Origin of the sequence: Pseudanabaena sp. BC1403, from assembly GCF_002914585.1 — a bacterium.
Lineage (GTDB): Bacteria > Cyanobacteriota > Cyanobacteriia > Pseudanabaenales > Pseudanabaenaceae > Pseudanabaena.
The window spans coordinates 463329-489478 of record NZ_PDDM01000001.1 but is presented as its reverse complement, the minus strand read 5'-3'; the positions used below and the strand labels follow the sequence as shown (position 1 = coordinate 489478).

Below are 26150 nucleotides of genomic sequence, written 5' to 3'. Positions count from 1 at the left end.
GCTTTAACTAATAAAAACTTGACCGACTATAATCAAAATCATAACGCAACCAATTGCCATGCGATCGCTCCATGTGCTCGTAACTGATTCGAGCATGATTGGAGTACCTTGATAGCCGCGTGCTAACATCGCCTGATAAATGCGATCGCCGCGATCGTAAGTGCGGATAAACAGAACTCCTAACATATTGCCTAGTACCTGTCGTTGCCACGGTCGATCATGTCGTTGGGGATTATAGAGGTTTTGTGGCGCAAAATTGCGGGCAGTTGCCGCACGATGCATAGCATTAAATTCGTTAGTTAAGACTCCAATGTAGCGATACATTGAGGCGAGAATGCTAACTAACAGTGGAGGCATTTTGAGAGTAACTAGAGCTTGGAGTAATAATGGAATGGAAGTACTGAGGGTGAGAATATTTAATAGTAGTAAAGATAAAAATGCTTTGATACTTACACTTCCTAAAATTATTAATCCATTGGTAGTTATTTGTAACCATCCCCATTGCCAAAGTATCTGTCCACCACCACGGAAGAGCGTTCCTAATAGAATCACGCTAATAAAGGCTAATTCGATCGCCATACGTTTGGCGAGAATTCCTAAACTAACTTTACTCCAGTAGAGAATTGGCAAAACAGTAACTCCATATACTGCCCAAGTCCACCATCGACCCATTGGAGTTAGGGCGATCGCAAACACCAATAGAAATATGCAGATCAAGCGTGTATGTACAGCTAAGCGATTCCATAAATTTAAGCGATCGCTCTTTGGTTGAGATAGATGATTACTTGACTCGATGAGGTGAATATGTAATAGCATAGATTTAGTTTCATAACAGTAAGTAGCTAGGTTGGGGATACGCGCAGCGTGCCCCCAACCTAGCTACTTACTGTGTTTCGTCCTCTATTTCTGTTTTGGTTCAGATTTTCGTACTGCGAGTTTGCCAACTCCCCAAGCCAAGCCAAATACAACTAATGTCCCTGTAATACCTGCGATCGCTGTGGATACTTTCTGATCGGGAACTGTCTTGACAGAATATTCATCAAAAATATTAGCAAAGGGAAGTTGTTTTGTTGGTGGGTTCTCAATAGCTTTTTCTTCAAATTTTAGATCTTGAGAAACTCGATCTAATCCATCTGGATCTTTGCTAGCAAAAGGTGAGATGAATGCAGCAATACTTAGAGCTAGAGCTAATCCTGAGAATAGAAAAATACGATTTTTATGCATTTGTTTATGGCTTTTATGGCAACCTAAAAATGATCTGATTCGGTTTGTTTAATTGCGGATAGAGGTGCATCATAAATTAGTTCAGGACGAGTCTTCCAGATAAAACTAGTTACAGAGAGAGTGATAAATGCTTCGCCAATGCCGATCATGAAATGCCAAGAGAGCATAGCTGTCATTCCTAGAGCCAAGGGAACGGTATCTGAAAGAGCCAACAGCAACGCACAAACTGCCGCCGCCACAACTACACTTGTCCATGAAGCGATCGCAGTGCCAACACTCATGCCTAACCAAGTATTGCGTCCAATCAAAAATCTAATCACTCGATATAAATAATAACCGCCAAAGGTTCCAATTAATCCCATGATCGTGATGTTTGCGCCTAGAGCCGTCAGTCCCCCATCCTGAAACATTACGGACTGCACGATGAAGACCACTGACATTACTAACGAACCTGCCCAAGGGCCAAGCAAGATCCCAGCTAGAGTTCCACCCATCAAATGTCCAGATGTACCACCCACAATTGGGAAATTAATCATCTGCGCAGCAAATATAAAAGCAGCACTCACGCCCATAAGTGGAACGGTGCGTTCCTTATATTCTGACTGAACTCGATTAAGAGAGAGGGCAATTAGGGCGATCGCAATGCCCCCTGTGACTAAACTTACAGGTAAACTCAGATACCCATCGGGAATATGCATCGCCAAATAAACTGGGAAAGAAAGCATCAATGCCTCGTAAGTATTTGGATAGTAATCTAGAGGATATGAGGGGCGGCGCAAAGCGCCGCCCCTCATATCCTCTAGATTATGATAAAGATATTTCGCCAGTTTGGCATCCAAAATAACAGAAGATTAATAAGGTTAATGAGGCGATGACAATATGGGTTGTCTAGCTAACCGCTACTTGAAAAGGAGCAACACGCCAGAGTTGTTCTAACTTTGCCGCAGGCATCGTCAAATAAAGAATATCACCTGCGCTTAGTGAAGCCTCTAATAAATTCCATCCATGAATTGTTTGGCAAGAAGTCTCGATATAAAGCGGGACAAAATCTGCTGTCATTGAAGCTTCACACACGGGTTTTCCGCAGAATGGATGATTGGGGGTAATCATCGTTGCGATCGCGACCCAGAGACTATCAGCGACAATACCATTGCCGAGAATACGTCCACCTAATGCCGAGGATGCAAAGGCAGGAGCCGCAATTTCGGGAGGACTGAGAACTGACTCGAAATCAAATACTTCTTGCGCCATGCTGGCATAGTAAGGATCGTCATAGCGCACCACCACCCGACATCGGGGCGCAATGCCCTTAGCATTGAGAGCGATTTCCAGATTGGATGTGTCATTACTAGTAACGGCAAGGATACTTTCAGCTTTTTCGAGATTAGCGGCTTTGAGCGTAGTTGGTAGGCTCGCATCACCATGAATAACAGGAATACCATTTGATCGCACGGTATCTAAAAAGCGATTATTGAGGTCGCGTTCTATCACCAAAACTTCGTAGCCATAGCTGACTAGTTGCAATGCTGTTTGCACGCCGACACTTCCTAAACCGCAAACCACAATATGATTTCGCTGTGGGACTCGCGCCGCATCCCAAAAGTTTCTCAGTCTGGAGCCGAGAATAAAATCATTTAAGATTGCGTAAAAAATCCCAACTACCGCCGTACCAACCAGCATCATTACAATCGTAAAAACTTTGATGCTATCAGCAGAATGTTCCACAACCTGCTCGTTGCCACCTGCTCCTGTAATCATCCCTACCGAGAAATACAGCGCATCTACTAACGAAACTTTCATCTGGAAACTGGTATATACCACCGTTGCCGAAAAAATTGTTAGTAATAGAGCGATCGCTGTAAATAACACGGCTCTTCCATGCACATGAAAGTGTCGAATGCTCATGAAGAGCTTCGATATTTTCTGTAAAATCGGGCGTGATGCAGTGCGCACACTGGGCTGTGTACCAAGTAATAGGCGATCGCCTCTTTGTAATGTTCGACCATTGAGAACAGCACTTACCAGATCGACTTTGCTCTCGTCATAGGGCAAGTAATAGATCAACATGCGAGTGCGATCTTCCCAAAATTCTGATAGTGGCTTACCTAACCAAGGATGGCGATCGTCGATATATTCTTCATGGATCGGCCAAGTCTGATTAAATAGGCGCAATTGCCCGATCGCTTCACTACCCATCGCACTAAAGGCAAATACTGGTGCAGCTAGGGCTGCCACACTCATGGTCAAGTGGTTGGGCAGAGTTAAGTCGAGACGCACGCCCAAGCTGGAGTTAAACAAGCGATTAATAATCCTGACATGGGGATTAAGTACTCGCGCTTGCATCAAAATTGTGAGGTTGCGGGTTTCATCGGCTCCCGCCAAAATCAAGGTTTGCGCGTCTCTAATTCCTGCGGCAATCAAAGTATCCGCCGCCGCCAGATCGCCAATCACAATTTCGGCATCGGGATGGTGTATTGGGCGATCGTGAATACCGACCACAAGACAGCCTTGCTGCTTCAGCAGGCTCAAAATCTTATAACCTGTTCGGTCTAAACCACAGATGATAATGCGGGGTTTCATTGCTTATGCGCGATCGCGATCGCTACCCATAGAACTATCGTAATTATTGTGAGCTATAGATGACATTGTGACTGTAGCTGATAGCACGAATCAATCCCAAATTTGTAAGGTTGCGTCCCTGCGAGCCGCAACCTTACAAATTTGGGTAATTTATGGTAAAAAGATTCGCTTTGCGCCTCGATAATTATCAACATCAAGCGCAATTTCAATCAGCTTTTCAACACAGCGATTTCGATATTCAGACTCATTTAGTAGCCGATCAGCATTGCTAATTGTGATTACAGGCAATGATTCTGAAGTGTTTTCATCACGCATGACTTGCTCTAAAGAATCCTTACCTTTCATACTGCGATTTGCAGTAAGTAGAATCATCTGATTCTTTTGAGCTAATCGCCACACAACCCTATCATCGCTATCAATTGGTAAATTGATTTCTGTAAATGTGAAAAATTGGATCGGAATAATATCAAGCCAACCTTGACTAGCGATCGCGCCAAAGAACACTAGAGCATGACCTTTGAGGTTGTGATCAATCAAGAAAATCATACTTTGGCTTCACGACTTGCTTTTAAAGCATGTAGTTTTGCCCAAGCTGCTTCAGTTCCAGTCTTGGGTGGTAATTTTGCAATTCGATTAATTAGTTCGCGATTTTGCTCTTCGTAATATTGTCGCAGTTCTTCTGTTTCTCTAAGAACTCTTTGATACTCTAATTCAACTTCTGCGCGATTTTTGTCAATATAATCTAAGGCAATTTTAATTTGCTCTTCTGTTAGATCGAATAATCCTTGAATAAATTTACGCGGGTATTGAGCCGTTACATAGTCCATCACATCGTAAAGAGTGATGCGCGTACCAGAGATCGTCAGTCCACGCTCTGTGCGGATGATTTCTGGCTGTTGAATGGGTGATGCAACCATATTGAAACCTCATGGCTTTTATCTTTACTTGATACCTATCCTGAATTATAACTTAAGTCCCAAACCCAAACCCGTAAGGTTGTGACGCTGCGGGGCTCAACCTTGCGGGTTTAGGTAATTATTATAAAAAGTCAAGTTTTCGCCCAATCATCACTTTAATCCTATGTAGCAATGAGTCCAAAAATATGTCAAATTAGAGGATCGCAGCATAGTTAAAAATTACCTCGATAAACGAAGTTTAAATTAATGACATTAAAAGTTGGAATTTTAGGATTTGGCGGATTAGGTCAGGCGGCGGCAAAGTTGCTCAGCGCCAAGCAAGAAATGCAGTTGGTCGTAGCCGCTGATAAGGAAGGCTTTGCTTACGATCGCAATGGACTCAACGCCGCAGATGCGATCGCTGCCTATCAAAGTAAAGGTTCGCTCGGTTATCTCGAACCATCGGGCATTTTGACCCAAGATAGTATTGCTGAGGCGATCGCTACAGCCAAAGATGTTGATGGCTATTTCTTGGCATTACCAAATCTACCCAATACTTTCATGGCAAGTGTTGCCAAGCAATTTATTGCTTCAGGTTGGAAGGGTGTGCTAGTTGATGCGATCAAGCGCACTAGTGCCGTTGAGCAGATGATTGCTCTTGCTCCTGAACTTTCGGCAGCAGGAATTACTTATATGTCTGGTTGTGGCGCAACCCCAGGGTTGTTGACTGCGGCGGCGGCGATCGCAGCTCAGAGCTTTGCGGAAGTTCACAAGGTCGAGATTACTTTTGGGGTAGGCATTGCGAACTGGAATGCCTATCGCGCTACGATTCGTGAAGATATTGCGCATATGTCGGGCTATACGGTGGATATGGCTCAGGCGATGACTGATGCGGAAGTGGAAGCTCTGCTTGAAAAGACCAATGGTTTAATCGCGTTGGAAAATATGGAACATGCTGATGACATCATGCTAGAGCGTGTGGGTATTTGCGATCGCGATCGGGTGACTGTGGGTGGTGTAGTCGATACGCGCAATCCGAAGAAGCCTCTGAGCACGAATATGAAGCTGACAGGTCGTACTTTTGAGGGCAAGATCTCGACGCATACTTTCACGCTTGGCGATGAGACGAGTATGGCGGCGAATGTGTGTGGGCCAGCGTTTGGCTATCTTAAGGCTGGGAAGCAGTTCCATCAACGCGGTATTTATGGGTTGATGACTGCGGCTGAGGTGATGCCTGCGTTTGTCCGCTAAGTTTCTATTTGGAACTTAGAATCTGTAGGGTGTGTTAGCGAAAGCGTAACGCACCCTATGCAAGGATTTTTGACTTCTTTAAAATGCCCAGATCCGCGATTTTTTTTGTGATTATGTAGAAGTGATCTGCGATCGCAAAGAAAAAATCGGGGATCTTAATCTCTGCGTTTTCAAGGTTTTTAAGCCCTACTTGTCATCATTGTTCTTCATAAATGGCTTAAAGATATTGCCAATTAATGGGAGTTGCGCAATTACAAGCTTGATTAATTCCATAAAGTTTTTCTCGGAGAGACGATCGTCTTGCCTTAGTTGAAGTGCTCCCACGAGGGGGATAAAGACTATGCCAGCAACAATTACAGCAATTAGGTTAAGAAGTTTAAGTGTGCCTGCTAAATATCCTATGCCACCGACGACAACGACAAAGAGAAAGAGATAAAAAGATCCGTTTGCCCATGCGCTTTTGATGTATTTTGGTTGACTGAATTGTTGCTGTTGTTGGGCGTTGTCTGAATTGATTTGCCGTTGCTGTTGGTTATCCATTGTGCTGCCTTGCTGCTGTTGTTGGTTTTTTATGTAAATCTTGTTAACGAAGTTAGGCTTATTAGTTGGATCGTTATCTATTGAGTATTCTAAATCGAGATTTCTTCTTGAATCTTGAAGTTGCGATCTTTCACCTACATCATCGATTAAGCCTAATACATCGACATTTTCATAGCTAATTTCACATTGAACTGTAGGCACACGCTTTTCGTAGCGGCGTTTTAGATCGGAGAATTTGTAAAAATGTGGGGATTGACTACCTTTGCATGTCGAGCAGTTGCATGGAATGAGCTTTTGATATTTTTCTTTAAGTCGGGGATAAAGATCGTGGATTTTGTCGAGTTCGTGGAGGACTATGGCTAAGAGTTCCTTTTTGTTTTTACCTGAGATTCGTATTTTGATTTCGCGCTTATCGTAATTTTCGATGACTTCTGCTCTGGTGTTATTAATGGCTTGAGATCGGATAGTTACCCCACTACGCCAGACGTGCCAGACATTTTCTTTAAATTCGATATCTTGATGCATAGCGACGATAAATTGTCTAACTATGCCTTTAGGCATGAAGTCGTAATTGTATCGGAGAATAAGGTTTTCAGATTCATTCCAATCATATGTTGGTTGGTTTTCGGTGAGGAGTTGAGGAGCGATATAGCTGCCTTTATTCCGTGGGATTTCGTAGCATAGCTGGAATTTCATCATGAGTTGCAGTAGTTCATCGTGCATTCCTGCGTATTCTTTGTCACTCCAGATATTGGTTAGGTCTTGATGACTGAAGCACCCATGGTTGTCAATAACTCTCTTATTATCCAAAACAGCGTAGGCAGCATCTGTGCCCCATTTTGGGTTTAGGATTACAGTTTTGGAGAGGAGAGGATCATCTTGAAAGTGTAGACATATGCCTAAATCGTGGAGGTATCCACTGAGTTGAAGTGCGTCTTTGCGTTGTTTGAAACCATTTTTTGCACAGAGATTTATGTATGTGTCAAGGCTTATATAATTTATTGGACTATTTTCGAGGGTTTGGCGAACCTTTATCCATGTTTTAGGAAGAACCGTACCAATGTGAGGAAGTTCCGTGAGGTAGTATTGGAAAGCTCTAATGAGTTTCCTGAAACCTCGACCAGTTTTAAGATTAACTGCAATGATTCCTTCAAGATTGTCAAATTCTACTTTTAGTTGGTTAATGTTGATTTCGCGCTTGCGGTCTTGCTTCTCATTATTGACAATTAAGATAGGGCTTTTGTCACTAAGTAGTTCAACAACATTCAGCCAATAGTAAAAGGGGGTATCTTCGTTGCGAGTGTCAGCAACGAGAGCATAAACGGAGCGCTTGGTCAGAAAATATTGATGAGTGGCATGATATATTTCCTGTCCACCAAAGTCCCAAATATTTACTGAAAAGCTCTTTTTCCCATCTTCAAAGCTAAATGAACAGCGTATTACATCAATGCCTTTGGTTGTTTCTTCTTCTTCACGAAGTTTGTAGTTTGGATCAATCATCTTATTCGCAAGGGTAGTTTTCCCTGCGCCCCCTTCCCCTACAATCAATAGTTTTGCCTCATAGAGATAGTCTTTCCCTTCAACCTCTAGTTGTTGAAAATACTCTCTAATAGCTACAATGCCTTTTTCAGCAACTTCTAATGGTGGGCTAGAGAGAGGATTATTCCTTAAATCTAGATCGGAAAGATTGGGTATTTTTACGATTGCATCTGATATTTTCGTTATATCATTTCTTTCTAAGCCAAGGAATTGGAGATTTGTTAACTGGGTAATTGATTCTGGTATCTCGCTTATGTTGTTCTTGCTTAAGTCTAGAGTTTGGAGATTTGTTAACTGGGTAATCGCTTCTGGTATCTCGCTTATGTTGTTCCTACTTAAGTCTAGAGTTTGGAGATTTGTTAATTGGGTAATCGCTTCCGGTATCTCGCTCAAATCAATTTTACTTATTGCAAGACACTTAAGACTGATCAATCGGGTTATTACTTCTGTTATCTCATATAGACTATTTCTACTTAAGTCAAGAGATATAAGATTGGTTAACTGTATAATCGATTTGGGTATCTTCGTTAAGTTGTTCCCGCTAAGGTCAAGAACCTTAAGATTTGTCAAACGCATGATCCCTTCTGGTATATCACTTAGTTTGTTTTCGCTGAGTTTAAGAGCTTGAAGAGCTGTCAAACGCACGATATTTTCAGGTATCTTCGTTATATTATTTCCACTCAGATCAAGAGATTGAAGATTTATTAATCGAGTTATTGCTACTGCTATCTCATATATATTATTTGCACTTAGATAAAAATACTCAAGCTTGGTTAATCTCCCAATACCTTCTGGTATCTTTGATATATTATTTCCGCTTAGATTAAGGTACTCAAGCTTAGTCAAATAATTGATGCTTTCTGGTATCTTTGATATATTATTTGCACTTAGATTAAGGTATTCAAGCTTGGTCAACTGATTGATCTCTTCTAGTATCTTTGATATGTTGTTCCCACTTAGATCAAGAGATTGAAGATTCGCCAAACATCCTATCGATTGTGGGATCTCTTTTATCTGATTATCTCTTAGACTAATCGACATAATTCGCCGCGAAATTGCATCAGGAATATCTTGTATTTGGTTGTTGCTTAAATCAAGGGTTTCAAGATTTGTCAATCTAGCAATTGCTGAATTTATCTGACTGATCAGGTTGTCACTTAAGTCAAGCGACTGGAGTCTAGTTAATCGCCAGATATCATTTGGTATCTCAGTTATTTGATTGTTCCGTAAATGAAGAAACTGAAGACTACTCAGACGCAAAATCGAATTTTGAATTAGGCTTATTTGATTGTTGCTCATGTCAAGAAACTGAAGTCTAGTCAATCGCTCGAATGCGTTTGGAAAAGACTTTATTTTATTGCCAGCAAATCCCAGACTTTTTAGATTAGTCAATTCCGATATCTCTAAAGGAAGTGTAGTTAGATTATTACCAATATATTTACGTTGTGCAGAGTCCCATTTACCCAAAATTAATCTTTTAAGGTTTTTTAGTTTTCCAATCGAAGACGGTAAATCTGTTAGGTCCCTCCCAGAAAGATCGAGCTCTTCCCATTGCTCTCTTGTAGCCCGCGAAATAATTTCTTCAATTTCCGAAGGGGTCATGATTTTCAAAGAAATGATAAAAAGTGGGTTGGGGATTGGACGATTAACAGTTTTTACTCAGAGCTAGACCTAATCAATTTCAGATTGTGAATTTGGCACTTTAGCCTCTAAGGTAGGCATCTTGTGAGAAACTACAATCCAAATAATATCTAAAATCAATCTTAAAACAAATATGCGCCAAAATATTCTGTATCCCGATAATTTCTTTTTGGGTTGCATTTGGGGGATCTTTTCAATCATCATTGCTTAGTGTTAAGCACTTCGTCATAGTGTTTTGATCGTATAGAGATCGCACTTTTGCCATTTATTCCAGAAAACGCAAAATTATTGGGCAAGCACTGTTCTCATATATTCTTAGTAGTTATGAAAAATACTCCAAAAAAACACCTCACATCGCTGGCTCCGTAAATTAACCATCGCCCTCGCGATCTCTTATTATTATCAATATCTTCAAGATCAAAGGCGCGACCTGATTTCCTGTTAAAGCAAAGTGGTTTTATCGTTTGTGGTGATGGCGATCGCAATTTATCTACAGAGAAGTATCGTCAAAATTCCAAAATTTCGTAGGGGCATAGCATTCCCGCAGAAATTAATGATTTCACCGATTCCCTTCATTTGGGAATGCTATGCCCTAAACCTCGCAACGCAGGGACAAGCGATCGGTGAAAGCAAAGATGGTTAAGCATTTGCGGAAGGATGTCTCTGCGATCGCTTTAAAAATTGTGGCGCAAATGCTTAACCCCTACGGGAAAATATGGCGATAATTTTCCTTTTTCCTTTCTACTTTTTCCTTGGCAACAGCATCGTTGCTTCGATTTCTTCGCGGACTTGTTTGCTGACGTAGCTGCGGTTCATGATCTCGACAAGGAAGAGATTGGCTGTGTAATATTGATTGAGAAGTTCTACTTGATCATCAGTAAATTTCCAATTGTAACCAATATTGCGATGATTAATACATATCTGACGCAATTCATTACTTAATTTCTCTCCATGATTTCTCCACCATTGATCGATATCTATATCTGCTTGTTTACTGGGTATCTGAGCTTGCAGTGATTGCAATGCTTGACGTAATACATCAGCTCCAAGCTCAGATGAGCGAGCTAGCCTTCGGGCTCGGGCGAGGGAGAGAACGAGATCGAGGGCGATTTCGATGAAGCGGTCTCGTTCTCTCCCTCGGTTGAGAGCGAGACTACGGGCATGGGCGAGTTCTCTGTCGAGGGCAAGTTCTCGGGCGAGTTCTCGGTCTCGGAATTGAGTATGTGGATGATCTCGTATAAGTGTGCGGTCTCGGTCGAGGGCAAAAGAGCGGTCAATATCGATGCTGATGTCGATGTCGAGGGATTGGGCGAGCGAGAGGGCTCGGGCAGAGGCTTCAACATATGAGTAAAATGCTCTAACAGAAACACTTTTATAGCTGAATTCCACAGAATTTGTTTTTTGATTTACCCATTCCAGAAATGCTTGTAACTTCTCATCATTTGCCAACATTTCATCAATGCTATCTTTCATCATTTTTAAAAAGTCGTCCGATCGCCTCAATATTTCCGCTGTTAGATAAAAAACTTCCTTCCATCTTGGATTAGAAATATTTTCGATCAATCTTTCAAAATATCTTTCTCTCTCAATTTCCCGCGCTGTAAAATATTCTTGAAAAGTCAAATGGGAAAAAGAATAAATATTTCTTGCTCTTTCCACTAATAATCCATGATGATGCTCGATCGCCTTTAGTACAACCTCACTATCGAGACGCAATACATCAGGATCGGCGGAAGCTTCAGGGAGATTGCAGATATAGTCCTTAATTTGTCTTTGCAAATCCTCTTTTCTAAAGAAATATTCACCATTTACAAAGGTATTAAAGGCAATTAGCCCTAGCATGTCTTCCTTATTTTGTGGTGAAAGCAGTTTATAAATTTGTTCTCGTTCGATGTTTCGCTTCGCATCCCACTTTTTCATTAATACTTCCAAACCTTCCTTATACAGTTCTGAGCGCTTTGGTGGTAAATCGTTGCGCTCTCCAAACACCAAGCACAACAACGTCAGTAACAAAGGGCTTTTTGCTAATTCCTTAACAGGTTTCTTACCTTTCAACCTTTCTAACAAACGGTTCGCTTTTGACGAATCTTTCTCCCGAAACCAATTGTTGACAAAGGTTTCAATCTGTTGCTGATCAAAATCCGCAACCTCCACTTCGGTAAACCTCTCAAACTGATATTCTCTCGCCGCAATTCGACAGGTGATCGCAAAGCGATTCTGAAGCCAATATCTCGAGAATTTATCAATGTCTCTCTTGATACGTTGATCATCTTCTTTCTTTACCTCATCCAACCCATCTAGCAAGATTAATGCTTTACCTTCTTCTAACAATCTTACTAGAGTCATTGGACTAGTCTTGCGTTTTCGGAATTCCCCAAAAATATAATCTTGTAAAGATGGTTGCCCATCTTCTTCTGCATAAGCTTTTAGGGTCACAAATATCGGAACAAGTTCGCCATAAAACTTACCACTAAGACAAGACATTGCCAAATATTTCATAAATGTCGTTTTCCCTGCCCCCGGTTTGCCTAACACCACCAGTTTTTGATGCTTCTCGATCGCCTTTAAGCCAGTAATACGATGCTGAATCTTGCCCATCATCCAATGTTCAAAGTTTTCCCTACTTCCAATTTGTAAAACATCGTCACAATCTATACGATCCTCGCCAGAAATTTTTTCAAGAATATTCACATCGGTATAAATCCGATCCAGATCCACAGGTTGCGTCATATCCAACACCCGCATCGTTCCACAGCGCTCGGTCACATCCGCCGCTATTTTTTGCTTCACCTCTTGGACTAAAAGCTCTAGCTTTTTTCGATTGCTATCGTCTGTAACCTCAACTTCATCTAATTCAGCAATTTCCTGCCATCTCAGTTCTAGAGCTTCACAGATAGCAATGAATTTGGGCTGCTCAACACTAAGCCCCTTTAAAAAATTGCCAACTAATTGTCGCGTTGTACCAGAAGTACCAGCAATAAATTCTTGTGTTTTGCCTGAGCGTTTAAAAGCTGCATTTGCTTTTTCTTTGCCCTCAATCGAAGCAGTATATGTTGGCTTTGCCATGTAATCGCATTCCTAACATGAAGCTAACATGAGTTTAACATCATACTCTGACTTGCTTTTAAAAATTTCGAGGGACGATAGCTTTATTCAAATCACAGAGGTTTTTAATTATGTCAGCCCCAAATCAAGCCCAAGTTCAAAAGCAAGTTGCAACTCAAGCGATCGCACAAGTCCCCCAAGCAAATAACTCACCAGCAAACAACAAACAAACTGCGATCGCATCCACACCATCAACAACACCCATTGACGCATCCAACACCATTCCTGCGATCGTCAGCAACCCAACAGTCAGCATAATTCTCGCCTTTGCAGTTTTGGTGCGCGTCATCATCAGCCCCTCATCAGGGAAAAAGTAGCAACTCAACCTGCGATCGCCCTTTTTGCGAATATCAATTACAGGCGATCGCAAATCAGACAGCCATTCTACTTTGATATATAATCAAGCTCAAGTTAGAAACCTTGATATGACACCTAATCTCTTCTCAAACCTCAATCGCCGCAAATTTATCGGACTCTCCACTCTGTTTCTGCTCGGAGCCTGTGGAGCGCAAACCACACAAACCACAGCTTCAGGCAAAACCAAAATTGTCTTCTGGACAATGCAATTAAAACCGCAGTTTGACAAATACATGACGGATTTGATTGCGGGATTTGTGAAAGAGAATCCGACTGCGGAAGTAGAATGGGTAGATATTCCTTGGGGAGAGATGGAAACCAAGATTTTGAGTTCAGTAGCAGCAAAAACTGCCCCTGATGTCGTGAATCTAAATCCCCAATTCGCATCAAAACTAGCCGAGAAAAAAGCACTAGTAGATATGGGCAAAGCCATATCTGATGCTGACAAGGCAAGCTATTTCCCGAACATTTGGAAAGCCAACCAACTTGATAACGTTACATTCGGGCTGCCTTGGTATGTGGCAACTGATATTACAATTTACAACCGATCGCTATTTGAAAAAGCTGGATTAGATCCCGCCAAACCACCGAAAACATTTGAAGAACTCACCAAGGTTTCGGAACAGATTAAAGCAAAGACTGGTAAATATGCTTTTATGCTGACGATGGATGGTGGACAAGTCCTAGAGGCGATGGTACAGATGGGCATGAAGCTGCTGGATGCTAATGGCAAAGCGGCTTTTAATGATGCGGCTGGCAAAGCAGCCTTTGACTATTGGGTAAATCTATTTGAGAAACAATTGATTCCTCGCGAAATCTTAACAGAAGGACATCGCAAGGCAGTAGAACTTTATCAAGCAGGTGAATTGGCGATTTTATTGACTGGCCCACAATTTCTACAAACGGTGGCTCAGAATGCACCCGAAACCGCCAAAGTAACCGATATTGGCTCACAAATCACTGGTTCAACTGGTAAAAAGAGCGCCGCCGTGATGAATGTCGCCGTACCGACCACATCCACAAATCAAGCTCTCGCCGTAAAATTCGCATTGTATTTAACCAATGCTGAAAATCAATTAGTCTTTACGAAAGTAGAGAATCTTCTGCCTTCCACCGTCAAGAGTTCTAGCGATCGCTATTTCACTGAAGCCGCCAAAGATGCCTCAATCCTTGATCGCGCTAGATTAATCAGTGCTTCGCAATTGCCTCAATCCGAAGTCTTGATTCCTCCTGCTAAAGATATCGAGAAACTGCGCAAGATTATTTACGAAGAATTACAACTTGCAATGCTCAAAGAGAAACCCAGCGACAAAGCGATCGCTTCAGCTGCTGAACGGTGGAACTCGCTTTAGAACAAAGGTAAAGAACCAAATTTTTATGGCACAGCTTAGCTGTGCCATAAAAATTTGGTTCGCGTGTTAATTTTCTTGGTGGATTTAGAGGATTTCCTGAGAACTGCGCTAGATTAGCAGCAGTTCTGAAAGAGGGGTTTTACCTGTGAAGAAATTAATTAATATTCAGGATATTAGTCAAAACTTTAGCAAGAAATTTTGGCAGCGATCGCTTGTCTCAGGCGCAGCGATCGCGATGCTTGGTGCTGTCACATTGCCTGCTGTCACGGGTAATGGATCGGCGATCGCTCAGCAAATTTCGCAGAAAGTAGCTCAGCAAGATCAAACTCAAACGCGATCGCAACCTGTACAAATGATGCAAGCTGGCGATTTCAACTTTCCATTGTGGGTATGGGTGATTGGCGGCGTAGTGGTTGTATTTATCTTTTTGCCACAGATGGGTTGGATTTTAGGACTGATCGTTGTCGGAGAGAGGGAAGTTGGCATTGTCGTCAAGAAATTCTCACTGAAAGGCGACTTACCTCCTGGGCAATTAGTAGCTCTCAATGGTGAAGCTGGCTATCAAGCGGATACTCTCGCTCCAGGGTGGCACTTTGGCTTTTATCCTTGGCAATATGGGATTCGTAAGGAATCGGTAATCGTGGTTCCTCAAGGTGAAATCGGGTTGATTATTGCTAACGATGGTAAGTCAATTCCACCAGATCGCATTCTGGGTAAAACTGTACCCTGTGATAACTTCCAGAACTCTAGAGAGTTCCTTTTAGCTGGAGGCGAAAAAGGGAGGCAGCTTGGTATCCTTACTGCTGGAACCTATCGAATTAATACGGCGCTATTTACGATCATCACTTCTGCTACTGCCGCCGCAAATGGCATGTCTCCTTCAGAATTAAGACTCTATTCCGTAGCGACTGAAAAAGTTGGTATCGTTACAGCTCTGGATGGAATTCCCATTGAGGCTGGTGCGATCGCAGGTGCGATTATTCCTGAGCATGATAATTTCCAAAATGCACAGCTATTCATCAACGGTGGCGGTCGTCGTGGCTTGCAAGAGCAGGTAATTCTATCAGGATCATGGAATATCAATCCTTGGTTTGCCCAAATTGAACAGGTAAAAATGACTGAGATTCCCATCGGCTATGTCGGTGTGGTTATCTCCTTTGTGGGTGGCGCTCAAGATGATGTCAGTGGTGCTTTGTTCACGCACGGACACTTGGTGAACGTCGGCGATAAAGGTGTCTGGATCGAGCCACTTTATCCTGGAAAGCATCCATTAAATACACATATTATGAAAGTAGAACTAGTTCCCACTACTAATATTGTATTGAACTTTAGCGATCGCACTGAAGAACATGGCTATGATTCCAAACTCAGGGCTTTAAATGTGCGTTCTATCGACGGATTTGCCTTTAATCTAGAAGTAGCCCAAATCATCCATGTTGGTTCTCTGGATGCACCAAGAGTGATTTCGCGAGTCGGCTCAATGCAAAATCTGGTCGATCATGTGTTGCGTCCTACCGTCGGTAATTACTTCCGTAACTCAGCGCAGGCTTATACAGTTCTAGATTTCTTGATTGCTCGTAGCGATCGCCAAGCTGAAGCGGCTGATTTTATTCGTAACGCGATGCACTCCTATGATGTTCAAGCTGTCGATACATTACTTGGTCAGATTGAACCACCTGAAACCCTGATGCAAACCCTCACCGATCGCAAGATTGCTGAAGAACAACGCAAAACCTACGAAGTGCAGCGTATTTCCCAAACACAACGGCAAGAACTCGTCCGCGAGACATCTCTTGCCGATATCCAAAGAGATGTGGTCACGGCTGAACAAGGTGTGCGAATTGCTGAATTGCAAGCCAATGCCAAAGTTAAAGAAGCAAGTGGTGAAGCCGAAGCGATCAGAGTTACTGGTGAAGCCAAGGCTGATGCTTATCGGGCTGGGGTCGATGCCCTTGGTGGTAACTCCTATGTGGCGTTGCAATTGATGCAAACCATCGGCGATCGCAATGTACGGGTTGTGCCAGATGTGGCGGTCAATGGTGGCGATCGTGGTGGCGGTTTGCTCGATGGTGTATTAGGAATGTTGCTTTGGAATCAAAATAAAGAAGCCAAAGAAGCTAAAGCTGATAGTCTGCCAAAGCTTCCGTAAAAAACCAAATAACAGAAAGGCGGCGCGAAGCGCCGCCTTTCTGTTATTTAGGTTTTATGTACCAAGCAAAACTTGGATTGCTATATAATTACAAAACTGACAAATTTTTTTTGAATAGTCTAGGTAGTCATTGAGCGTGCCAAAGGTCGGGATTATATATAACGACGCAAAACCTGTCGCTGAGCGCGTAGCGTTGGATATGAAGTTATGGCTAGAAAAACGTGGCATCCAGACTGTTATGGCGACGGGAAATGGCGGAATTTTGGGCTACGGCAAGCCAGACGCTCCTGTATGTCACACCTTGATCGAAAGCTTAGTACCCTTAGGGTTTGATCACGATGTCATGTTTGCAGTAGCTTTGGGCGGCGATGGCACTGTACTATCCGCTTGTCGTCAAATCGCCCCTCTCAGTTTGCCAGTGCTAAATGTGAATACAGGGCATATGGGCTTTTTAACTGAAACTTACCTGACTGATTGGGAAGAAGCGATCGCCCAAGTCGTCGAAGGCAACTATGTAGTTGAGCAGCGATCGATGATGACGGTGCGTGTCTACGATAACCAAGGCTTGCTCTGGGAAGCCTTATCACTCAACGAAATGGTACTTCATCGTGAACCATTGACCAGTATGTGTCATTTTGAAGTCCAGATTGGTCGTCATATGCCCGTAGATATTGCGGCGGATGGTGTGATTATTTCCACACCCACAGGCTCAACGGCTTATGCCCTCTCCGCAGGCGGCCCTGTGATCGAGCCAGGAATTCCTGTATTTCAGCTGATTCCTATTTGCGCTCACTCGATGGCATCACGAGCTTTAGTATTTGCCAATACTGAGAAAACTGTCGTCACCCCCGCTAATAGTCATCGTTTGGTGTTAGTTGTCGATGGCAATGCTGGATGTTATGTCTATCCTGACTATCGCGTTGAAGTTGAGCGATCGCAATACCCTGCAAGGTTTATCCGCTTACAGAAAGGCGAGTTCTTTAAGGTCTTGCGTGAAAAGTTAGGTTGGGGACTGCCACATATTTCTAAGCCAACCTCGGGCGAATTGACTTAAAATTCATAAAGGTTTAGATGAATGCATGGTATTTAAGTACCTACGAACAATTAAATATAAAGCCCCAAAATCTGTACCGTTTGCTAAGCGGGCGGTACAGATTTTAGACATGGGATTTTAATTATGTTGATGTACTTATCTAGACTTTATATAAGTTTATCAATGGCGCTATGAGTCAAAGCCTCAACTTTGCAAATCAAGATTTGCGCGATCGCTCATTTAAAGGTAAAAATTTGGTCGGTGCTGACTTTAGCGGCGCAGATATTCGTGGATGCAATTTTTGTCGTTCTCAACTTAAAGCTGCTAATTTTGCGAACGTACGAGCGGGGGCAAGCCAACGTCAAAATGTAATCGCCAGTATGGCATCGTTTGTAATGGCGCTAATGTTTGCTGGTACGGCTATGATTGCCACAATCTTGCTGATTACCTTTGTGATTACTTTCATTTTTGGGGCAGCAAAAATTGATCGGACAACAGTATATTGGGTCGCGATCATCGCGATCGTTGTATTTTCTGTTTGTTTTGCGATCGCTTTCACAGCTAGCTTTACCTTCACTGGCAGAAGAGGAACTTTGATTGCGACTGGCATCTCCTTGCTTATTGCCTTTGGATTTGGTTTTTTTGGCTCATCATTCACAAAAATATTAGTTGCTGGTGCATTTAATGCGATTATTGGCTTATTAAGGTTTAATAGCTTTACAGCACTGCTGACATTTTTAGCGATCGAGCCATTACAAATTTTTGGCAGTCTTTATTTATTTCGCCTCACAATTAATGCATCGCGAACAATGATCGGTACTAGATTTCAGTATGCAAACCTAACTAAAGCCTCTTTTCACAAAGCAAACTTAGTTAATTGCGATTTTTCCCATGCAATTACTAATGAGGTTGATTGGGAACAAGCTCAAATATCGCGCTGCAAGTTATAACAAAGGAGATAGGGCGCAAAGTGCCCCATCTCCTTTTGAAGTTTTATGTTTTAATGAAAAATGAAAGTGAATAAAAAGAGAGAAATAAATGCCAGAAACATGGACTGATGAAAGATTAGATCGCTTAGCTACTACAGTTGAAAGCACTAGCGCTAAGTTAGATAGCTTCATCTTTGAATCATCACGCCTATTCGCTAAACTTGGTGAAAGCCAATCTCGTAATGATGCAGCTACAGAAACTTTGCTTCAAGCAGTTACAAGGCTAACTCAAAGTCAAGAAACTCAATGGCAAGCAATTAGAGAGATGCAATCAGATGTTAGAGAGATGCAAACTGAAGTGAGGGGGCTACAAGTTGAAAATCGCCGTATCTTGCAAAGGGTATTTGGACTAGCCGACGATGAATTTTAAAATGAATCACCCCGCCGCAAGCGGACGGGGTATCAAATTCTTTTTTATTAGAATATACTCACACCGCAGAGCGGTGGGGTATTTACCCTCTTAGTTCAAATAAAAAAAGGAGCGCTCAGCGCTCCTTTTTTTATTCGTCTTCGGCAAACTGATAGCGGAATAGATCCTTAGGATCGGGCTCAGGGGAAGTTTCTGCAAAGCGAACACATTCTTCGACCACATCACGGATCTTCTTGTCGATCGCTTTTAATTGACTCTCTTCCACCAAGCCATGCTCCAGAAGACGGCTCGCAAAGATTTTGATCGGATCGCGTCCAAACCATTTGTCCTTGTCTTCCTTGCTGCGCAGCTCATCGGGGTCAGCCAGAGAGTGACCTCTAAAGCGATAGGTCATACATTCTAAAACTGTAGGGCCCTCACCAGCACGACCACGACGGATTGCCTCTTGAGCATGTTCACGGACTGCCATGACATCCATCCCATCCACTTCAAACCCAGGGATTCCAAATGCTTCAGCTTTCTTGTGAATCCTGACATCAGAGGTAGCACGATGATGTTTCATGCCGATCGCCCAATCATTATTTTCAATTACAAAAATAATTGGCAACTTCCACAAAGCCGCCATGTTCAAGGTCTCAAAAAATTGACCATTGTTGCTTGCACCATCACCAAAGAAGCAAGCCGTTACTTGGTCAGCGTTAGGATCGCCCATCACTTCGCGACGATATTTTGACTGAAATGCTGCACCAGATGCGACGGGAATTCCTTCAGCAACAAAGGCATATCCACCCAAAAAGTTATTCTTGGCCGAGAAAATATGCATCGAGCCGCCACGACCCTTACTACATCCTGTTTCTTTACCAAATAGCTCTGCCATGACTTCGTTTGCTGTGACACCTGCACTCAAAGCATGAACATGGTCGCGGTAAGTGCTGCATACATAGTCATCGGGGCGCATCGCCTTAATTATGCCGCTAGCAACGGCTTCTTGACCGTTATACAAATGCACAAACCCAAACATTTTTCCGCGATAATACATTTCAGCGCACTTATCTTCAAAAGTACGCCCCAGTACCATGTCTTCGTAGACAATTAGGGCTTCGTCTGTGGTGATATTGGGTGCAGAAGTCGAAACAGTCGCAACAGTGTCTTGAGGCATCGATTCAATAGGTGTACTAATCGTTAAATTTTTCTTTTATTTAGTCTAGCAGTGAATGTCGATAGCTTGGTTTCATAAGTAGACAAGCAAAATTAAATATAAAGCCCCAAAATCTGTACCTCCCGCGTAGCGGACAGTACAGATTTTGGCTCTAGGTTTTTAATTTGGGTTGCAGCAATTCTCATTATGAAACCAATTTTGGTGTTTCCAGCGCCTTCGGCGCTGGAAACACCAAAATTGGTTGTTTGAAAGCCCGCCAACGGCGGGCTTTCAAACAACCAATTTTTATAATGAGAACTGCTGTTTGGGTTGCCTTTACTTGTAAAATTCTATCCATCAAATTAAATTAAAAAAAGTAAACAGAATGACTACCCATTTTATTACTGCGGAAATTGAGATTAATGAAAATCAAGATCAGATCGTCAAAAATGTCGAGCAAGAGCTAGCTAAACATGGCGAACCATTGCGTTGGGCGATCGCATCTGTTGAAAGCAAAGTTGATGCAGCGACAAACATCAAAACTCAGACTGCCAATATTGAGGCAGTTGTAACTCACAATTAACCAGAAGAGACGGCGCTTTGAGCCGTCTCTTCTGGTTTTTATGAAAGCGATCGATACATTTCGATAACCGTATCTCTTATACTTTGAGTTAAATTTTCTGATTGTAAATCCAGTAGTATCTGTCGAAATTCTTGTTGGGATGCAGTTAACTCTTGAACTTGCTGCTGAAGTACTGCAATTTCATCTAGTTTTTCTTGCATATTTTCTATTAGTTCACCAACTCTTTGTTGTAAATAATCTGCTTTTGACCATGATTGATCTGGGCTTGCATCTTGTGCACAACTTTCTAGTACATCTTCTAGGGTAATGGATTCTAAATCAACGCCATAGATATCTTGTGGTACATCTATTTGCAAGAAATCACGAGGATAAGAATCAGTGCTATTTTGGATTCTTTGATCTAGTCTTTGCATGGCAATATTAATGGCTCGATTGATCGAGGTTTCACCATTTTTGATAAGACTTCTATCCAGAACTTCATTTTCTTCAATATCGGACAAAATGAAGTCTTTGAATACTGCAATCCCATCTGTAATTGGATTCTGTAGATCTGGTTTAACTTTTAGGTCTTTAGATAGTTTCACTCTTCTAACGACAAATTCTTCTTTATCATGTGATTTATCCCAAGGCTGTACATCTGCAAGTACTGGTTGAGGGAATATAGCCGATCGCAACCTTAATTCCCAAGACTGTAAACACTGACCTAAAAATTGAGATAGCTCATACAAGAAATAAGCTTCTTGAGGTTGCCATTGTCTTGGGCAATCGCATTGTTGAACAAATGCTAATCCCCAGATTGTGTCAAATGATGTAATGGAATTGAACAAAATCGGGACAGACATCATTGCCGTAACCTGAGTCTTTTGCCAACATTGATGTAAGTTTATGGCTCCAGATATTTGAACGATATCTGACAATGCTAAAGCGTGACTTCGACGGTAGTTTTGGAGAGAATCCACTCCAAAACAAGAAATTGGATATATTTGCTTTTTAATGCTCTGGATATTAGGTGAAATTGCTTCTACTAATACAATTCCTTCATCCTGATTGATGAATTGATAAATTGCGACTCTGCTAACAGCTAGGCGATTGCCTAAGTTAGTTAAAAAAATTTTTAATAATTCTTCAGGACTATTGCTGGAAAACATTTCTGTAGCAATTGATCCACTCTCTATCTTGTCACTAGGATCAAAAAATGTGGAAGCCCCGTTCATAAGTTGTAAAGTAACAGCAATCTACATAATGCCACCATTTTAGGATTTTCTGTACCTGTAAAATCTTAAATTCGATTTCATAATAAGAATTGCTGACATAGCTGACATAATTTAAGTCTATCTTGCTGACTTACAGAACTTTGCGCTTAACCCAGAACCAATAAATGTTTTAAAAGTGTTGCTTAGTAACACTTTTAAAACATTTATTGAGGTGCTTTATGCCATTTACTCGGTCAAATACTAATTATTTTACGAAATTGTTCTACCAAATTTTATGAGTACAGGTCGGTTAATCGTCCAGTTAGGCATCGCCGCCTATATTTTATTCACCTTACTGCCTGATAGTAGTACGCAGATGGTGGCTTTTCCTTGGGTGTTGTTATGGCAAGTGGGATTGTTATGCTTTGCGATCGCGGGCTTGCTAAATTTATGGCGGCGTGAGAACCCATTTTATTTATTAGGTAGTGGCTTTGACTGGGCGATCGGTTCTGGTTTGGTAACACTGTGCTTATCGACAATGTTTTCACGGTTCCCCAATCAAGGTATGTGGTATAGCCTGACTGCTTTTGGCTATTTCATTGCGTTGTATGTAACTAACAACTTCTTGCATAGAGATCCCCCTGATCTCCATCAAGGCAAATATCAAGAGAAAAAAAGTCTTGATTCAAAAATTTTACCCATTTTGCGCTTTCAAGGCTTATTAGGATTGGTGGTGATTCTTGAAAGTTTATTTTTGTGGATCACTCAGACATGGTTGCCACAATTAAATAATTTTGCCAAGCTGAATCAATGGGGTCTAAATCTTAATTACGATTTTTCGGATTTGCAATCTCGCAATTGGGCTCCAATGGGACATCAAAATTATGTGGCGGGATTTCTGATGTTGGTTGTACCGATTTTTGCAAGTTTGGCGATCGCCCAAAAGGGAATGTGGCGATCCCTATGGCTAATGGCGATCGGTTTAGGCTTAATTGATTTGTACACTACCAGTTCACGGGGCGGTTTTTTGGGGCTGGGGGCAATTGTTGCGTATGGAATTATTGTGGCTTTATTCTATAGCAGGGGAAATCGTTGGTTAGTTACTTTTGCTGGTGGTGGCGCGATCGCTTTGTTAGCATTTTTAATTTCTACAAACAATCGCTTGCGATCGCTAATTTCAGGATTAATTACTAGTTCTGCAAATCCTACTCAAGGATCAGGTGAATTGCTATTTAGAGTGATCGCGGCGGATGTGGGCTGGAGGATTGGCCTAGATCATTGGCTGTTTGGGGCAGGAGCAGGCTCAGCGATTATGCTCTATCAGCAATATCGTCCGCAATGGGCAGGGCGGGAAGCTGAGCTTTTATTTCAGTTACATAGTACACCCATACATCTTTGGGCAGAACTGGGGATCGGCGCAGTAATTACCTTTGTATTTTTATTAGTGGCGCTCATTACCCTATTTATCAAATTACACAAATCCTCAACTTGGCAAGCTAATTCACAGGATCAGGTGATCACCTATGGATTGTTTGGCAGTTTGATTGGTTATGGGATGTTAGCGATTACTGACTATCAGCTTGATGTTCCTGCGATAAGTGGCAGCTTAGTAATTGTATTTGCATGTTTAGCCTATTTAGGGCAAAGGCATACGGGGGAATTGATTAGCCTCGGTCATCAAAAACAGCCGCGCCTCTGGTTAGCATCTATTGCCACGGTCTATTTAGTAGCCGCGATCGCATGGCTCGTTCCTGTAAATATGGCTTGGCAGGCTTCAAGTGTAGGCTTTATCTATTTATCAAGAGCAAGAGAAGATTTGGCGACTGCAAAACAGGAAGTTTTACCTGAAGCGATCGCCGCGATCGAAAAATTTCAAGATAGACTCAAATTCGCCCATCAATTTGCACCTTGGGAACCATACTATCCCTATCAATTGGGTTGGAATTTAGCCGATCTCGCGCTTAACTATCCTAATTTTCCGCAGTCACAAGCTTGGCAAAAAGATGGTTTGGCATGGATTAAAACGGCGATCGCAGTCAATCCTAATAATGAAGCAGGATACAACGCTGCCGCATGGCTGAGTATCCGAGAATCCTCGCCCAGTTCTGCTCAAGAAGCTGAGATTTATTTCCGTCGGGGTTTAGAACTAGTTCCCAATAAGCGATCGCTTTTCTTTGGCTTGGGATTGAGTTTATTGCGTCAAGGTAAGACCAATGAAGCCATCAATTCGATGACTACGGAAGTAATTAACGATCCTATTTTCATTACGAGTCCAATTTGGAAAGATGCTCCTTTTCAGAGTCTTTACCCACAAGTATTAGCTAATCTGGAAAGTAGCTATCGCAATAATCCTAGTAAAGCGATAAGTCTTGCTGCCTTAAGATGGTGGAATGGCAATCCTAATGCAGTTGCTGAACTCAAGCAAACAGGCAATTCCACGGCAGTTTTACTAGCCAATGCGATCGCTAATGATGCTAGCGCCTTGCAATCAGTCAAGCAAAATCCCCAAACCCCTCTAGAGATGGTGATTTCCGCATGGCTAAATCCTAATTTGCGTGATAAGTTACTGGAACGCGCCTATGTATTTGCTACGAGTAGTTTGCCCGATGAACGCTCGGCAGCAACTGTAAAAGCAATGAGCGATCTCATGGCGCAAGCCCCTAATTTTGATGCTTGGTTTCGTTTACCTTTACCAGCAAATAGTCCTTTAGTGGTTAACTATCGCAGGGCTAGATTGGGCTTTAGTGTAGTCAGTCGGCACTTAGATGGAGTGGTTCCTCTTGATTTCTTTAATGTCAGCGATCGGTTAGAGATATCTCTCTTTCTCAAAGATTTGTTTTCATAACATTTTTGCGATCAATCTAACAAAAAAGGTTCGCTAAGCGAACCTTTTTTGTTAGATTTTCTCAGCGATATATTTAGCAATTCGGGCAGATGCTCCTGCTTTTCCCATGCGCTCCTCACCATTGCGGCTTACTTCTTGAAAGTAATCAGGATCTTGCAAAATCTCATTTAGCACATCCGCAACTTGAGCAGGTTTTTCGATTAAATTAATTGAACATCCTAATAAATCTGCCTGTTCTTCAGCAAACTTGCGCGTAAATTGTGGGCCATTTCCTGCGATCGTAATTACAGGTTTGCCTAAACCTACCATCTGTTCCGTCGCCGTGCCTGCCATCGCCAATCCTAAATGACATTGATGCAGACAATCACCAAAGCCATCTTGCAACAAAATTAGCCGCGCATTCTGCACCTTAAAAGTAGTTTCATCAATACGTTGCCAACCTTTTTGAATAATGCTCTGTCCAATAATTTCTAGATCTAGATCGGGAGCGATCGCTACTAAAAAATGGACATTATGGGGAATCGCACGGGAAACAACTTGGGCGCAAAGCATTAATGTCATCCAGTTTTCATAGGCTTCAGGCGATCTCGAACCAGGCAGAATTGCCACTGCCCATTCATCTTCGCCAATACCAAAATTCATGCCCTTTGTTTCTAGCCCATCCATCATCGAGTTGCCCAGATAGATCGCAGGCAGTTTAAAATCTCGATTCAAGATCTCTGCGGTCAAAAGATCGCGGACAAATATCGCCTTGCAGCGATCGCTATTCATCAAAGCGCGTTCCCAAGGAAAAAAAATGGAGCCGCCAAAAGGTTTTTTGACATGGGGCAAACTACTTTTGCGATCGCGCCAATAATATTCTGATTTAGCCGTGGCAACAAATGCAAAATTACAACCGCCAAACTGAGACGGTAGCCATGCAAACAGTAATGGCACAATATCACCTACCGCTAAAATCAGCCTTTTAGTCCTGCGGTTTTCGCGTGACCAATTCCATGCAAAGCCCAATTGTTTACGAGTTAGCCCCACCAATCCACCTTTGACATCACGCGCTAATTGGCGGCTATCCATGCGGACAAATCCTCCCGATGGCATCGACTGAGCAAACTTTTCGACAATCGGTATATTTGCTTTAGTATAGGCATGTCCCACCCCCACAAGTGGCAAGGCGATCGCAGAAAATCCTAATTTTTCTAGTTCAATGCAGATACGGGCAGCGATGATATCTTCACCATGTCCGTTACTGATACATAAAATTTCCACGTTTTACCAAAAAATCAAATGTGCAATTCTAAATTAATGATTTGCTCTACTCTTGGCACAGCAAATCATTATTGTGAGCTAATGTAACTTTAGTAGAAACTG

Annotated in this window: 21 protein-coding genes; 10 read left to right on the top strand and 11 right to left on the bottom strand. The window is 42.2% G+C overall.

The genetic code is table 11. From position 1 onward, the window contains the following. Window positions 1-3 precede the first annotated feature (3 nt). The 6 genes from cbiQ to CQ839_RS02225 form a co-directional block, all read right to left on the bottom strand. A complete protein-coding gene (gene cbiQ / locus CQ839_RS02250; protein ID WP_103666635.1) occupies window positions 4-816 on the bottom strand; it encodes a cobalt ECF transporter T component CbiQ in 813 nt (270 codons plus the stop codon). 84 nt (window positions 817-900) lie between these two features. Further along, window positions 901-1224 (bottom strand): PDGLE domain-containing protein, encoded by a 324-nt coding sequence (locus CQ839_RS02245; RefSeq protein ID WP_103666634.1) that lies wholly within the window; start codon window positions 1222-1224, stop codon window positions 901-903. 23 nt (window positions 1225-1247) lie between these two features. After that, a complete protein-coding gene (locus CQ839_RS02240) occupies window positions 1248-1949 on the bottom strand; it encodes an energy-coupling factor ABC transporter permease (protein ID WP_103666707.1) in 702 nt (233 codons plus the stop codon). A 163-nt stretch (window positions 1950-2112) separates the two neighbouring features. Continuing rightward, window positions 2113-3804, bottom strand: coding sequence for a TrkA family potassium uptake protein (locus CQ839_RS02235; protein WP_103666633.1), 1692 nt, complete (start codon window positions 3802-3804; stop codon window positions 2113-2115). 150 nt (window positions 3805-3954) lie between these two features. Continuing rightward, window positions 3955-4350 (bottom strand): ACP S-malonyltransferase, encoded by a 396-nt coding sequence (locus CQ839_RS02230; RefSeq protein WP_103666632.1) that lies wholly within the window; start codon window positions 4348-4350, stop codon window positions 3955-3957. Further along, the gene (locus CQ839_RS02225) at window positions 4347-4721 is read right to left on the bottom strand and encodes a DUF433 domain-containing protein (protein WP_103666631.1); all 375 of its coding nucleotides are present in this window, start codon (window positions 4719-4721) and stop codon (window positions 4347-4349) included. The genes CQ839_RS02230 and CQ839_RS02225 overlap by 4 nt, the downstream gene beginning before the upstream one ends. 246 nt (window positions 4722-4967) lie before the next feature. On the opposite strand from CQ839_RS02225, the gene CQ839_RS02220 reads away from it, so the two are divergent. Further along, window positions 4968-5951: a saccharopine dehydrogenase-like oxidoreductase gene (locus CQ839_RS02220; protein ID WP_103666630.1), complete on the top strand. Its 984-nt coding sequence runs from the start codon at window positions 4968-4970 to the stop codon at window positions 5949-5951. A 186-nt stretch (window positions 5952-6137) separates the two neighbouring features. On the opposite strand, the gene CQ839_RS02215 is transcribed toward CQ839_RS02220, so the two are convergent. Then, window positions 6138-9632, bottom strand: a complete 3495-nt coding sequence (locus CQ839_RS02215) for a COR domain-containing protein (RefSeq protein WP_103666629.1) — start codon at window positions 9630-9632, stop codon at window positions 6138-6140. Window positions 9633-10122: 490 nt separating this feature from the next. On the opposite strand from CQ839_RS02215, the gene CQ839_RS24730 reads away from it, so the two are divergent. Then, window positions 10123-10314 (top strand): hypothetical protein, encoded by a 192-nt coding sequence (locus tag CQ839_RS24730; protein ID WP_146048678.1) that lies wholly within the window; start codon window positions 10123-10125, stop codon window positions 10312-10314. A gap of 98 nt (window positions 10315-10412) precedes the next feature. Here CQ839_RS24730 and CQ839_RS02210 read toward each other — a convergent pair whose 3' ends face one another. Further along, window positions 10413-12737 (bottom strand): NACHT domain-containing NTPase, encoded by a 2325-nt coding sequence (locus CQ839_RS02210; protein WP_103666628.1) that lies wholly within the window; start codon window positions 12735-12737, stop codon window positions 10413-10415. A gap of 110 nt (window positions 12738-12847) precedes the next feature. Here CQ839_RS02210 and CQ839_RS02205 point away from each other — a divergent pair, with 110 nt between their 5' ends. The 6 genes from CQ839_RS02205 (at window position 12848) to CQ839_RS02180 (ending at window position 19026) form a co-directional block, all read left to right on the top strand. Then, a complete protein-coding gene (locus tag CQ839_RS02205; RefSeq protein ID WP_103666627.1) occupies window positions 12848-13093 on the top strand; it encodes a hypothetical protein in 246 nt (81 codons plus the stop codon). A 108-nt stretch (window positions 13094-13201) separates the two neighbouring features. Then, window positions 13202-14485, top strand: coding sequence for a sugar ABC transporter substrate-binding protein (locus tag CQ839_RS02200; protein ID WP_103666626.1), 1284 nt, complete (start codon window positions 13202-13204; stop codon window positions 14483-14485). A 235-nt stretch (window positions 14486-14720) separates the two neighbouring features. Next, window positions 14721-16634, top strand: a complete 1914-nt coding sequence (locus CQ839_RS02195; protein WP_103666706.1) for an SPFH domain-containing protein — start codon at window positions 14721-14723, stop codon at window positions 16632-16634. 136 nt (window positions 16635-16770) lie between these two features. Next, the gene (locus CQ839_RS02190; protein WP_103666625.1) at window positions 16771-17688 is read left to right on the top strand and encodes an NAD(+) kinase; all 918 of its coding nucleotides are present in this window, start codon (window positions 16771-16773) and stop codon (window positions 17686-17688) included. Window positions 17689-17858: 170 nt separating this feature from the next. Further along, window positions 17859-18617 (top strand): pentapeptide repeat-containing protein, encoded by a 759-nt coding sequence (locus tag CQ839_RS02185; protein ID WP_103666624.1) that lies wholly within the window; start codon window positions 17859-17861, stop codon window positions 18615-18617. An 88-nt stretch (window positions 18618-18705) separates the two neighbouring features. After that, window positions 18706-19026: a hypothetical protein gene (locus CQ839_RS02180; protein ID WP_103666623.1), complete on the top strand. Its 321-nt coding sequence runs from the start codon at window positions 18706-18708 to the stop codon at window positions 19024-19026. Between the two features lie 130 nt (window positions 19027-19156). Here the strand turns inward: CQ839_RS02180 and pdhA are convergent, their stop codons facing one another. After that, window positions 19157-20185, bottom strand: coding sequence for a pyruvate dehydrogenase (acetyl-transferring) E1 component subunit alpha (gene pdhA / locus CQ839_RS02175; protein ID WP_103666622.1), 1029 nt, complete (start codon window positions 20183-20185; stop codon window positions 19157-19159). A gap of 364 nt (window positions 20186-20549) precedes the next feature. Here pdhA and CQ839_RS02170 point away from each other — a divergent pair, with 364 nt between their 5' ends. Next, window positions 20550-20747 carry a hypothetical protein gene (locus tag CQ839_RS02170; RefSeq protein WP_103666621.1) on the top strand — a complete coding sequence of 66 codons (198 nt, stop codon included), beginning with the start codon at window positions 20550-20552 and terminating at the stop codon, window positions 20745-20747. A 38-nt stretch (window positions 20748-20785) separates the two neighbouring features. On the opposite strand, the gene CQ839_RS02165 is transcribed toward CQ839_RS02170, so the two are convergent. Next, on the bottom strand, window positions 20786-21961 hold the full coding sequence (locus tag CQ839_RS02165) for a GAF domain-containing protein (RefSeq protein ID WP_103666620.1): 1176 nt from the start codon (window positions 21959-21961) through the stop codon (window positions 20786-20788). A gap of 274 nt (window positions 21962-22235) precedes the next feature. Here CQ839_RS02165 and CQ839_RS02160 point away from each other — a divergent pair, with 274 nt between their 5' ends. Beyond that, window positions 22236-24785 (top strand): O-antigen ligase family protein, encoded by a 2550-nt coding sequence (locus CQ839_RS02160; RefSeq protein WP_103666619.1) that lies wholly within the window; start codon window positions 22236-22238, stop codon window positions 24783-24785. Window positions 24786-24836: 51 nt separating this feature from the next. Here the strand turns inward: CQ839_RS02160 and CQ839_RS02155 are convergent, their stop codons facing one another. Next, entirely contained in the window at window positions 24837-26048 is a 1212-nt protein-coding gene (locus tag CQ839_RS02155; RefSeq protein WP_103666618.1) for a lipid-A-disaccharide synthase-related protein, read from the bottom strand. Window positions 26049-26150: the final 102 nt, after the last annotated feature.